We start from the raw sequence: 12,477 nt of genomic DNA, 5'->3' as shown, positions 1-12,477 counted from the left end.
GATTTTTATCATTTCAAATAGCCCGCAGCAGTTCATTGATGCTGACTCTTTCCCTGGTTTTTTCATCCACTTGTTTTACGATCACGGCGCAATAAAGGCTGTGGCGGCCATCTTCGGCGGGGAGATTACCTGAGACAACCACAGAGCCTTCTGGGACGCAGCCGAAGGTGATTTCGCCGGTTTTGCGATTGTAGATTTTGGTGGATTGGCTGATATGTACGCCATTGGCGATTACTGAACCCTCTTTTACCAGTACGCCTTCCACTATCGATGCGCTGGCGCCGATGAAGCAGTTGTCCTCAATGATGGTTGGGACAGACTGCAGAGGTTCCAGTACGCCACCGATGCTGACGTTGCTGGAAATATGGACGTTTTTCCCGATCTGGGCACAGGAGCCGACGGTGGCCCAGACATCCACCATACAACCACTATCTATGTGGGCACCGATATTAATATAAGGGGCCAAAAGAAGGGTGCCTGGGGCGATGTAAGCGCCTTTCCGGGCGGTGCCCGGGGGGACTATACGGACACCGCAGTCGCGGAATTCCCGTGGATTGTAATCCGTATATTTGGCGGGGATTTTATCGTAATAGTTGGTGTATCCGCCTTTGAGAAATTGGTTGTCCTGTATGCATATGGCCAGAAGAACCGCTTTTTTTACCCAGTTGTTGACGACCCATTCACCGTCTTTTTTCTCGGCGGCGCGGATTTCTCCCCGGTCCAGCTGATCAATGACCTCGGTGATGGCATCTTTGACTACGGTGTCGACGTTGCGTGGGGTTAACTCGGCCCTTTTGTCAAAGGTTTCGACAATGATTGATTTGAGGTCGTACATAGTTAACTCCAGGCTTGTTGTGAAAGGGGGACGGGAAAAAGCGGAACGCAGAGACTGCAAAGGAGCGCAAAGCTCGCAGAGGCTTTTTTAATTGCGTTGGTAGCTGAGTTTTGCCGGGGCTATTTTCACTTTCTCTGTGCTCTCTGTGCTCTCTGTGCTCTCTGTGTTCCATCTTTAATATAGACTAATTAAGTCGCTCATCGATCGCTTTTTCCAGACACTTGAACTGGCTGCGTTCACCAAGCGGCCGATTCTCCATGTCGGTGATGAAGAAGGTATCTTCCGCTTCTGCGCCGATAGTTGCAATCTTGGCGTTGATCAGGCGGATGCCGCAGGCGACAAAGGCGTAGCCCACTTGTGATAGAAGGCCGGGGCGGTCATCCGTCACCAGTTTCATGATGGTGCGCTGGTTGTTCCAGTCACGGACAAAATCGATGCGCGTGGGTGTAGAGAAGAACTTCATCTGCCTGGGGATGCGCCGGGAGACCAAGGTATTGCTCTCGCCGGGGTTGAGTAGGGTCTTTTTCAGTGTTGCACGAATTTCGTTTCTCCGATCAGGGTTGTCGACGATATCGCCATTGGCCTCTAGTACCAGGAAACTGTTCAGGGTGAATCCCAGGTCGGTGGTTTCGATGCGGGCGTTGACGATATTCAGGTTGAGCTGGTCCAGGGTGCTGGTGGTGAGGGCAAACAGATCATCCTGGTCGTCACTGTAGAGGAACACCTCGGTGCCGCCGCGGGTGCTGGATCGGCGGATTAGCACCAGAGGCAGTTCGTCATAGTTGGCAGTCAGCACCATCTTGGTCTGCCAGGCGATCTCTTCCCAGGTGTGTTGGAGGAAGTAGTCCAGGCTGAGGTTAACCCAGTGGGCGTTGATCTTTTCAGAGGCCATGCCTTCGGATATGAGCAGATGGCGTGCGCCGGCCTGTTTGTTCTGGATGATTTCATCCTGTTCCTGAGGGTTCTGCAAACCGCGTAGCAGGGCATATTTGGTGGTGAGATAGAGTTCACGCAGCAGGGAGTTTTTCCAGCTGTTCCATTTCCCCGGATCGGTGGCACGCATATCCGCTACCGTCAGTAGGTAGAGATAATCCAGATAGACCGGATTCTTCACTTGTACAGCAAATTTGTTCATCACTTCCGGGTCGTTGATATCCTTGCGCTGGGCGGTGATGGACATCAGCAGGTGGTTTTCTACCAGCCAGGAGACCAGACGGCTGTCCCGGTCACTGAGACCGTGTTGTTTGCTGAAATCCCAAGCATCCTGGGCTCCCAATATTGAGTGGTCACCACCCCGGCCTTTGGCGATGTCGTGAAACAGGGCGGCCAGGTAGATCAGCTCGTGCTTTGGCAGACGCTCCATGATGTCGTTGCAGAGCGGAAACTCCAGGCGATGTTCAGGTACTGAAAAACGGCGCAGATTACGCAGTACGAAGAGGGTATGTTCATCCACGGTGTAGACATGGAACAGATCGTACTGCATTCGGCCGACAATATTGGTAAATTGCGGAATATAGCGAGCAAGGATGCCATACCGGTTCATGCGTCGCAGTTCATGGGAGATACCGCTGGGTTCCCGCAGAATCTCCATGAACAGGCTGCGGGCGCCCAGGCTCTCCCGGAAATCCGCATCGATCAAATGACGGTGGCTGCGGATCAGTCTGATGGTGCTGGCTCGGACGCCGTTCAGCTCCGGGTGTTGTTCCATGATCAGAAATATCTCCAGCAGTGCCAGGGGATGTCGGGCAAAGGTATCTTCGCTGACCACCTCGATGTAACCGCTGCGTGACTGGAATCGGTTGTTGATCGGTTTTGGCTCTTCCAGGCGGCAATTGAGCAGAATGACATCGTAGAACAGTTGCAGCAGCATCTCATTCATCCGGCTCACCTTTAGGGCGTTGCGGTAGTACTGCTGCATGAACTTTTCCACCCCCAGCTCCTGGCCATTATCTTCATAGCCGAACTGGCTGGCCAGGGTGCGCTGGTAGTCGAACAGAATTCGGTCTTCGTGACGGCCGGTGAGTAGATGCAGGGCGAATCTGACCCGCCAGAAGAAGGTCTGAGACTCCATCAGATCCTGATACTCCTGCTCCGTCAGGAACCCATTGACCACCAGGTCATGGAGGGTGGAGGCGCCAAAGTGGCGTTTTACCACCCAGCCCACCATATGGATGTCACGCAGTCCCCCGGGACTCTCTTTGATGTTGGGTTCCAGGCTGCTGATGGTGTCATCGTACTTCAGGTAGCGCTGTTTCTGCTCTTCCCATTTGGCTTTGAAGAATTCGTCACTGGGCCAGATGCGGTCAGGCCCTGTGGCATGTTTGAGCTTATCGAACAGTATTCCCTGTCCGGCGATAAGTCGGGATTCCATCAGGTTAGTGGCGATGGTGATATCTTTTTCCGCCCCCTCAATACACTCTTCCAAGGTACGGACACTGTGGCCAATCTCCAAGCCGATATCCCAGAAGAAGGTGAGTAGCTCGCCAAGCGCTTCGGGGAGGGTCTCTTCATCGTCTCCCTCCTTGCCAATCAGCACCAGCAAGTCAACATCCGAGCCCGGGTGTAGCTCACCCCGACCGTAGCCGCCAACGGCAATCAATGTGATATCAGCGTGTTCAGGGATTTTCCTCTGCCAAGCTTCAATCAGCAGCAGATCGATAAACCGGGATCTTAGCTCGACCAGTTCAATGACATCATTACCCTGTTCAAAGAGGATTTTAAGAGTTTCGTTACTTTTTTTGGTCGTTTCGCGAAACAGCGGCAGAAGGTCATCCGTAGCAGCCAGGGCGTTGTGGAACTCTTTAATATCGATCAGTTTGTGGGGCATGTTTTATGATTCTTCTTCATCACTGCGCAGCGTCAACACCTCATACCCGGTATCCGTCACCAGAATTGTATGTTCCCACTGTGCCGAGAGCGAGCGGTCTTTGGTCACAACCGTCCATCCGTCCGGCAGCATCTTTACCTGACGCCTGCCGGAATTGATCATCGGTTCAATCGTGAAGCACATCCCTGCCTCTAGTTTCACTCCGGTGCCTGGGTTCCCGTAGTGAAGCACCTGCGGCTCTTCATGGAATCCCCGACCGATGCCGTGACCGCAATATTCATGGACCACGGAGTAGTTTTTCGGTTCTACATGTTGCTGTATGACATGCCCTATATCACCGAGCTGAGCATCGGGCCGGACTTGCCTGATGCCAAGCCACATGGCCTCGTAGGTAGCTTTGACCAGCCGTCGGGCGAGGATTGAAGGCTTCCCCACAAAGAACATCTTGCTGGTATCGCCGTGGAAGCTATCTTTTATAACGGTGATATCTATATTAATGATGTCGCCGCTTTTCAGCCTCTTGCCGCCGGGTATGCCGTGACACACCTGGTGGTTTACCGAGGTGCAGATCGATTTCGGAAAGCCTCTGTAATTGAGGGGGGCTGGGATCGCATCCTGCACATTAACAATATGGTCGTGGCACAGATGGTTCAGCTCGTCGGTAGTGATGCCGGGTTTGACATGAGATTCGATCATTTCCAGCACCTCAGTTGCCAGACGCCCGGCTATCCGCATTTTCTCTATTTCATCGGCGGTTTTAATAATAATGCTCATGTAATGCGGTTCCTGGAAGAAAGGGAAAAATAGGGTTCTGAAGGCGGCCAGCGATTGTCGCGGACAGCTCAATATGGTATAAAACGCGCCCCGGAATCGCAAACGATCCGTGGCATCGGCCCAGAATGGGCGGATGAACTATTTCGCACACATACCGTCACAGCTGTCGGGGTGCCTGGGAAACCGGGTCGTCGGTTGGGGTATGTGGAGGACTAACCCTTGCAATTTGAGGTAATTATGAGCAACGTTTCTATGCGCCAAATGCTTGAGGCTGGCGTGCACTTCGGTCATCAGACCCGTTACTGGAACCCCAAAATGGGTGCCTACATATTCGGTCATCGCAACAAGATTCATATTATCAATCTTGAGAAGACCCTTCCCCTTTACAGCGACGCAATGAACTTCCTTGGTTCTCTTGCCGCCAATGGCGGCAAGATTCTGTTCGTGGGCACCAAGCGTGCAGCACGCGACACCGTTAAGGAAGAGGCAACGCGTTGTGGTATGCCCTACGTCAATCATCGTTGGTTGGGCGGCATGCTGACTAACTTCAAGACTATCAAGCAGCGTATCAAACGGCTGAAAGAGCTTGAGGCGATGTTTGAGGATGGCACTGTCGATCAGCGCTTCAACAAGAAAGAAGCACTTGGCTACAAGCGTGAAATGGAGAAGCTGGATCGCAGTCTTGGCGGTATCAAGGATATGGCGGGTCTGCCTGATGTCATGTTTGTGATCGATACAGGTCATGAAAATATCGCCATTGCTGAAGCCAAAAAGCTGGGAATTCCAGTTGTTGGCGTGGTGGATACCAATAATGATCCTGACCATGTCGACTACGTGATTCCGGGTAATGACGACGCTATACGTGCCGTTCAGCTTTACGTGCAGGGTGCTTCCGCTGCCGTATTGGAAGGCCGGGCCAGCGCAGCTCACCTGGGTGCTGCCGAAGAGGTTGCCGAAACCAAAAAAGAGAAGGGTGAGGCCGCGGAATAAGCTGCTGACCCATTATCTCACGCCCCTGCAGGTAACCAGCCGGCAAGGGCTTTCTGACATGGTATCAAACTGGGAATTTGCATGGTCTGTGTCCGTCCAGAAAGAATAACTCTCGCCAAGACGCTAAGATCGCAACGTTATAACTTGTTGTTTTTAATGGCGTATGGAATCGCATTTTCTGTGCCTTTGCGGGAAAATAGAGTCGTTTCTGGGCAGGCACTGGTTAATTTCCAGTATAGATCAAGCACGAGGATATAAATCATGGCCATTACTGCCTCTATGGTAAAGGAGCTGCGTGAGCGTACCGGTTCCGGCATGATGGAATGTAAAAAAGCACTGGTTGAGGCCGATGGGAACATCGATGTCGCAATCGAGCAGATGCGTAAGTCTGGTCAGGCGAAAGCTGCGAAAAAAGCTGGCCGTACCGCCGCTGATGGTATCATCGCCATCACTTTCAGTGACGACGGTAAAAAAGCCGTGATGGTTGAAGTTAACTGCGAGACCGATTTCGTGGCGAAAGACGACACTTTTATCTCTTTTACCGACGCGGTTGCTGAGTGTGCTTTGAACTCTACCGTCAGTGCGGTTGAAGAGTTGCTGGAGGAGCCGCTGCATAGTGGTGAAGAGACTACTGTCAATACGGCCCGTGAAGCGCTGATCGTGAAGATTGGTGAGAACATGAACGTTCGACGCTTCCAGCGTTTTGAGACCGAAAATGGTCAGTTGGGCAGCTATCGGCACGGTGTACGTATTGGTGTTGTTGTCGAGATAGAAGGTGGTGATGCCGGTCTTCACAAGGATATCGCCATGCATGTTGCAGCCACCAACCCGACCTGCGTCTCTGAAGAGCAGATACCTGCCGATCTGTTGGAGAAAGAGCGCGATATATACACGGCTCAAGCTCTGGAGAGTGGTAAGCCAGAGAATATCGTCGAGAAAATTGTCGATGGCCGTGTGCGGAAGTATCTCTCTGAGATCACCCTTGTGGGTCAGGTTTTTGTGAAAGATCCTAATGTCACTGTTGGTAAGCTGTTTTCCGATGCAGGCGCCAAAGTGATTGGCTTCACCCGTTATGAAGTGGGTGAAGGGATCGAGAAAGAGCAGGAAAACTTCGCTGAAGAGGTTATGTCTCAGATTAAAGGCTGATAGCAGTTCAACCATGGCACCATCTGGCAATATGGGATCTGTAGAGCTTAAAGTAACGTCATTCCGGCGTAAGCTGGAATGATGGCCAATACTGTTTCGAGCGGACTAAAATAGTTACAACAGATTCAACATAACGGAGTCGATATGTCAGACTTGATTTGCCAACGTATACTGCTCAAACTTAGCGGCGAGGCGTTGATGGGGGAGGGCGATTTTGGCATTGATCCTGGCGTTATTGCCCGAATGGCAACCGATGTAAAAGAGCTGGTGGATGCGGGTATTCAGGTGGGCATGGTTATCGGGGGAGGGAATATCTTCCGCGGAGAGGGCCTTGCCAAAGCCGGGATCGATCGTGTCTCTGGCGACCATATGGGTATGCTCGCTACAGTGATGAACTCGTTGGCGATGCGGGATGCCTTGCAGAAAACCGGCGTTGCCGCTCACGCCATGTCCGCGCTGAAAATTGATCAGGTGTGTGAACCCTATATCAGGAATAAAGCCATTGCTCATCTGGAGCGTGGTGATGTGGCTATTTTTGCAGCAGGCACAGGTAACCCCTACTTTACTACTGACTCCGCTGCCAGCCTGAGAGCGATCGAGATCAAGGCGAATCTGCTGGTCAAGGCGACCAAGGTTGATGGCATCTACTCTGCCGATCCAATGAAAGATCCCGATGCTGAGTTTTATTCCCGTCTGAGTTATGATCGGATTCTCTCCGAGGGGTTGAAGGTGATGGATGCTACGGCTATTGTGTTGTGCCGTGACAATGAGATGCCGCTTCGGGTGATGAATATTAACGATGCCGGTGCCTTGATGCGATTGACGCAGGGTGAGGATATCGGAACTTTGGTTGAGTTATAGTGCTCGCCGTATCTATATTGAATTGCTAAGTTAATAATAAGTTGTTTGAGCCTTAGCTGGAGATTGGAATGATCGACGATGTCAAAAAAGATGCCACTACCCGTATGGCTAAGAGTATGGAAGCGCTGGTCCATGAGTTGGCTAAAGTGCGGACAGGACGAGCCCATCCCAGCTTGCTCGATCATGTCATGGTCGCCCATTACGGTTCGGATATACCGTTGAATCAGGTGGCTAATATCAATGTGGAAGATTCAAGGACTCTGGCGATCTCTCCTTGGGAGAAGACCATGGTTCAGCCGGTTGAGAAAGCGATCATGAACTCTGATCTTGGTCTGAATCCCAATACTGCCGGTACCGTTATTCGTGTTCCCCTGCCACCACTCACCGAAGAGCGTCGCAGAGACCTGATCAAGGTGGTGCGCCATGAGGCTGAACTCGCCAAGGTTGCTGTTCGCAATATTCGCCGCGATGCGAATCATGACCTGAAGGATCTGATGAAAGAGAAGCTTATTTCTGAAGATGATGGGCATAAAGGCGAGGATATAGTCCAGAAGCTGACAGATGCGAGCGTAAAACGTGTTGATGAATTGCTGGCGGAGAAAGAAGAGGACTTGATGTCTATTTGACGCTCTTTCTAGCTCTTTGCGTAGAGTGTGAAAATGAAAAAAGGAGCATACTTCGTCATTTCTGACTGTGCCGGAATGACGGTAGTTATTAGGTTATTATGCTTTTTCAGCAAATCCTAACGGCGCGGGTTCAGGAATAATGAAATCGTGGCACAGAGCCTGCCGTTTCTGGACGGGCACTGATCAGGGAGTATGGGTTGCATGATTAAAGGGGTAAAAGGAGAGGGTGAGAACCCGGTCTCAACTGCCTCCCGGAAACCAAGGCATATCGCCATTATCATGGATGGGAACGGTCGCTGGGCCAAGCAGCGCCATCTACCCCGCCATGCCGGCCACAAAGCCGGTGTCAAAACTGTGCGTACCTGTGTCGAGCAGTGCGTAAACCACGGTATCGAAGTACTGACTCTGTTTGCCTTCAGCAGTGAAAATTGGAAACGTCCAGAAAAAGAGGTAGGGCTGCTGATGGGACTGTTTGTTGCTGCGCTTAAGATGGAGGTCAAACGCCTTAAGCGGAATAATGTCCAGTTGCGCATCATCGGGGATCGGAGTGCATTCAGCAATAAATTGCAAAAACTGATCGTTTCTGCTGAGGCCGCGACGGCCGGTAACACCGGGCTAGTGCTTCAGATTGCTGCCAGCTATGGTGGCAGGTGGGATATAACAGAGGCTGCGCGGAAACTGGCTGAACGTGTTAAGCAAGGTGATCTGTTGCCCGAAAAGGTAACAGAGGAGCTGATTTCATCAGAACTCTCTTTTGCCGACCTGCCTGATCCTGACCTGTTTATCCGTACTGGCGGCGAGCAGCGGTTGAGTAATTTTCTCCTTTGGCAATCGGCCTATGCCGAACTCTATTTTACCGATCTTCTCTGGCCTGAATTTAGAGTCGATGAGTTCCTGCAGGCACTGGGATCATTTTCCTGCCGTCTGCGAAGATTCGGCAAGACCAGCGAGCAGGTTACTGGTGAAAATCCGGAGATCTGAATACAAAATATGCTTTTTCAACGAATCCTGACAGCACTGGTTCTTCTGCCTCTGGTCATTTCGGGTGTGCTCTACCTTTCAACGCCAGTTCTGGCTTTCCTGTTTGGCGGTATATTACTACTGGGGGCCGCAGAGTGGATGAAATTTGCCATGCTGGAGGGTGCTGGCGAGAAGGCACTGTTCCTGGTGTCAGTGCTGCTGGGTATGGTAGGCGCTTATCTTTTGTTGCAGGTGCCCGGGAGCGCTTACTGGCTGTTTTTGGCCTCCTCTTTTATGTGGCTGTTGATAACCCTAGCAATTGTCCGTTACCAGCCTGAACGTTCTCCTGTCCCCGGGCGATTCACAAAATCCCTGTTGGGAATTTTGGTGTTGGTTCCTGCCTGGGCTGCATTGATATCGCTCCATGGTTATAGTGAAGATGGCCCGCTACTTCTGCTGTTTGCCATGTCGCTTACCTGGGTGGCGGATAGCGGTGCCTATTTTGCCGGTCGCCAATGGGGCAGGGTGAAGTTGGCGCCATTAATCAGTCCTGGCAAGACCCGTGAAGGAGTCTATGGTGCTCTCGCCGGTGTGACGCTTTGGGGCGGGCTGCTGGCATGGCTGCGCCCGGAGATCGGTGTACCCTATCTGATTGTCCTGTTTTGTCTTTTGGCCTGCGTGATTTCGTTGGTGGGTGACCTGTTTGAGAGCATGCTGAAACGGCAGGCGGGCATCAAGGACAGTGGCAATATTCTGCCGGGTCACGGCGGGGTGCTGGATCGTCTCGACAGCCTGACCGCAGTGGCACCGGTGTTCATGTTTGGTCTACTGTTGCTGGGTGGCGGAAGATGATCGGACTGACTATATTGGGGTCTACAGGCTCCATTGGGGTGAGTACCCTGGATGTGGTTGCCCGTCATCCGAACCAATATAGAGCAGTTGCCCTGACGGCGAATAGCGATGTTGATGGTCTGTTCCGGCAGTGTCAGGTATTTTTACCTGCCTACGCTGTCATGGCCGATTCTGATAGTGCCCTCGAACTGGAGCACCGGATAAAAGCTGCCGGTCTCAAGATCGATGTGCTTGCAGGCGTAGGCGGGCTTGAGCAGGTTGCGGCACTGGATCAGATCGACTATGTAATGGCAGCCATTGTCGGGGCGGCAGGGCTGCTGCCCGCCCTGGCCGCAGTGGAAGCGGGCAAGCGCATTCTCCTAGCCAATAAAGAGGTACTGGTCGTCTCCGGGCAGCTATTTATGGAGGCGGTGGAGAGAAGCGGCTCTGTGTTACTTCCCATTGATAGTGAGCACAATGCCGTATTCCAGTGCATGCCTCCCGGTTTTGAGCGTGGGTTGGAACCGGTAGGAGTAAGCCGTATCCTGCTGACGGCATCCGGCGGCCCTTTCCGCCAGCTTTCCCGGGATGAACTGATCGATGTGACCCCGGAGCAGGCTTGTGCTCACCCCAACTGGGATATGGGTAGAAAAATCTCAGTGGACTCTGCCACCATGATGAACAAGGGACTGGAGGTGATCGAGGCCTGTTGGCTGTTCCACACCCGGCCGGAGCAGATTCAGGTGGTGCTCCATCCCCAGAGCGTTATTCACTCCATGGTTCAGTATGTCGATGGTTCTGTCTTGGCTCAGTTGGGCAATCCCGATATGCGTACCCCGATCGCCCATGCTCTGGCCTGGCCGCAGCGAATGGCCTCAGGGGCCGTCCCACTCGATCTGTTTGATGTGGCTAGACTCGACTTTGAACTGCCTGACACGGACCGTTTTCCCTGTCTGGCCCTGGCCTACCGGGTGATTGAATCAGGGGGCGGAATGCCGGCTATCCTCAATGCGGCCAATGAGATTGCCGTGGCTGCATTTTTGCAGCGGAAGCTGAAGTTCACCGATATTGCCGGGGTGATCGAGGATACGCTATCAGCGCTGCCTGAAACCGGCAGTTTCGATCTGCAAGGACTCTTGGGGCTGGATGCCAGGGCGCGAATTGTCGCGGAACAAAAAGTAGCTTCACTGGTCTGATGTTTCGATTATGAATTCACTGCTGTTTACTATTTTCTCTTTTATCCTTGCCCTTGGCATCCTGATTACGGTCCATGAGTTTGGCCATTTCTGGGTTGCCAGAAAGCTGGGCGTCAAGGTGCTGCGATTCTCTGTCGGTTTCGGTAAGCCATTGCTGACTTTTCGTGGCCGCGGTCCGACCCCGGAAGATCAGGGCACGGAGTATGTACTGGCCGCCATTCCACTTGGTGGCTATGTCAAAATGCTCGATGAGCGGGAAGGGGCGGTTCCTGAAAAAGAGCTGGAGCGCTCTTTTAATCGCAAGTCACTGCCGGTGCGTGCCGCTATCGTGGCGGCAGGGCCCGTATTTAACTTTATTTTCGCAATCCTCGCTTTCTGGCTGATCAATGTTGCCGGTGATATGGGGGCAAGGCCTCTGGTGGGAGCGGTTGCCGAAGGGTCTATCGCAGCAGAGGCCGGATTTCAGCCGGGTGATGAGTTTGTTTCGGTGGCCGACAGAATAACGACCACCTGGGAGATGGTGGTTTACGGACTGCTTACCGAGTCAGCCAGTGGTGATGACCTTGCTGTCAAAGTGCGGGTTGCCGATGGCTATGAAGAGGATAGGCAGTTGCCAGGCGGGCAACTGATTGAATTGGCTGAGAATAGCCGGCTGCTTGAGCGCATTGGTTTGACGCCAAAACGGCCCCAGGTGCCACCAGTTATCGATCAATTGGCGCCGGGCGAAGCGGCTGAGCGAGCTGGAATCCAGTCCGGTGACCGGATTCTTGCGATTAATGGCAAGCCCCTTGAAGTTTGGGATGAGCTGGTGGAGGCGATCAAGGTGCTTCCCGGGAAACCTGCAACCCTGGAGATTGAACGGCAGGGTGCGACAGAGACCATTGGTTTGATCGTCGGCAGCCGGGAAGTGGATGGCAAAATGATCGGACGTATCGGTGCAGGCCCACATGTACCTGAAGATCTTTTCGACCAGTACCGGGTTGAGGTGCGCTACGGTCCGGTGGAAGCGATCGGTTTGGCCACAGCGAAAACCTGGGACATGTCTGTTTTTATGCTGAAAATGCTAGGCCAGATGTTGAAAGGGGAGGTATCGGTCAAGAATCTGAGTGGCCCCATCTCGATAGCCCAGACAGCGGGCAAGACGGCAAGCTACGGCGCTATCCAGTTCCTTAAGTTTCTTGCTCTGGTGAGCATCAGTCTCGGCGTGTTGAACCTATTACCGATTCCAGTACTGGATGGCGGGCATCTGCTGTTTTTCCTGGTTGAGGCAGTAAAGGGGAGTCCACTCTCAGAAGCGGCCCAGGCTCAGGGCCAGCGCATTGGTATGGCGCTTCTGTTGGCGCTTATGGGGTTGGCGTTTTATGTCGATCTTGCCCGATTGTTGGGATAACTAAAGAGAATTGTATAAATAATTATTGATGTGGCTGTCCT

General features: G+C 52.6%; 11 protein-coding genes. 8 read left to right on the top strand and 3 right to left on the bottom strand.

Annotated features, from left to right (window positions below):
• Positions 1–13 precede the first annotated feature (13 nt).
• From dapD to map, 3 genes are all read right to left on the bottom strand, one after another.
• The gene (gene dapD, locus MN084_RS08555) at positions 14–835 is read right to left on the bottom strand and encodes a 2,3,4,5-tetrahydropyridine-2,6-dicarboxylate N-succinyltransferase (RefSeq protein ID WP_241087250.1); all 822 of its coding nucleotides are present in this window, start codon (positions 833–835) and stop codon (positions 14–16) included.
• A 184-nt stretch (positions 836–1,019) separates the two neighbouring features.
• Positions 1,020–3,662, bottom strand: a complete 2,643-nt coding sequence (glnD, locus tag MN084_RS08550) for a [protein-PII] uridylyltransferase (protein WP_241087251.1) — start codon at positions 3,660–3,662, stop codon at positions 1,020–1,022.
• A gap of 3 nt (positions 3,663–3,665) precedes the next feature.
• Positions 3,666–4,436, bottom strand: coding sequence for a type I methionyl aminopeptidase (gene map, locus MN084_RS08545; protein ID WP_241087252.1), 771 nt, complete (start codon positions 4,434–4,436; stop codon positions 3,666–3,668).
• Between the two features lie 237 nt (positions 4,437–4,673).
• Between map and rpsB the strand changes: the two genes are divergently transcribed.
• The 8 genes from rpsB (at position 4,674) to rseP (ending at position 12,436) form a co-directional block, all read left to right on the top strand.
• Complete coding sequence (gene rpsB / locus MN084_RS08540; protein WP_241087253.1) at positions 4,674–5,426, top strand: 30S ribosomal protein S2; 753 nt, start codon at positions 4,674–4,676, stop codon at positions 5,424–5,426.
• Between the two features lie 261 nt (positions 5,427–5,687).
• Complete coding sequence (tsf, locus tag MN084_RS08535; protein ID WP_241087254.1) at positions 5,688–6,572, top strand: translation elongation factor Ts; 885 nt, start codon at positions 5,688–5,690, stop codon at positions 6,570–6,572.
• Between the two features lie 144 nt (positions 6,573–6,716).
• The gene (gene pyrH, locus MN084_RS08530; protein WP_241087255.1) at positions 6,717–7,433 is read left to right on the top strand and encodes a UMP kinase; all 717 of its coding nucleotides are present in this window, start codon (positions 6,717–6,719) and stop codon (positions 7,431–7,433) included.
• A 68-nt stretch (positions 7,434–7,501) separates the two neighbouring features.
• The gene (gene frr, locus MN084_RS08525) at positions 7,502–8,059 is read left to right on the top strand and encodes a ribosome recycling factor (protein WP_241087256.1); all 558 of its coding nucleotides are present in this window, start codon (positions 7,502–7,504) and stop codon (positions 8,057–8,059) included.
• A gap of 201 nt (positions 8,060–8,260) precedes the next feature.
• Positions 8,261–9,040, top strand: a complete 780-nt coding sequence (locus tag MN084_RS08520) for an isoprenyl transferase (RefSeq protein ID WP_241087257.1) — start codon at positions 8,261–8,263, stop codon at positions 9,038–9,040.
• 9 nt (positions 9,041–9,049) lie between these two features.
• Complete coding sequence (locus MN084_RS08515) at positions 9,050–9,871, top strand: phosphatidate cytidylyltransferase (protein WP_241087258.1); 822 nt, start codon at positions 9,050–9,052, stop codon at positions 9,869–9,871.
• Positions 9,868–11,046, top strand: a complete 1,179-nt coding sequence (gene ispC / locus MN084_RS08510; protein WP_241087259.1) for a 1-deoxy-D-xylulose-5-phosphate reductoisomerase — start codon at positions 9,868–9,870, stop codon at positions 11,044–11,046. The genes MN084_RS08515 and ispC overlap by 4 nt, the downstream gene beginning before the upstream one ends.
• Positions 11,047–11,056: 10 nt before the next feature.
• Positions 11,057–12,436, top strand: coding sequence for an RIP metalloprotease RseP (gene rseP, locus MN084_RS08505; protein WP_241087260.1), 1,380 nt, complete (start codon positions 11,057–11,059; stop codon positions 12,434–12,436).
• The last annotated feature ends 41 nt before the right edge of the window (positions 12,437–12,477 follow it).

The sequence above is a fragment of the Candidatus Vondammii sp. HM_W22 genome (genome assembly GCF_022530855.2).
Classification (GTDB): domain Bacteria; phylum Pseudomonadota; class Gammaproteobacteria; order Chromatiales; family Chromatiaceae; genus Vondammii.
The sequence above is the reverse complement of the archived record's forward strand: the minus strand, read 5'-3'. Positions and strand labels throughout refer to the sequence as shown.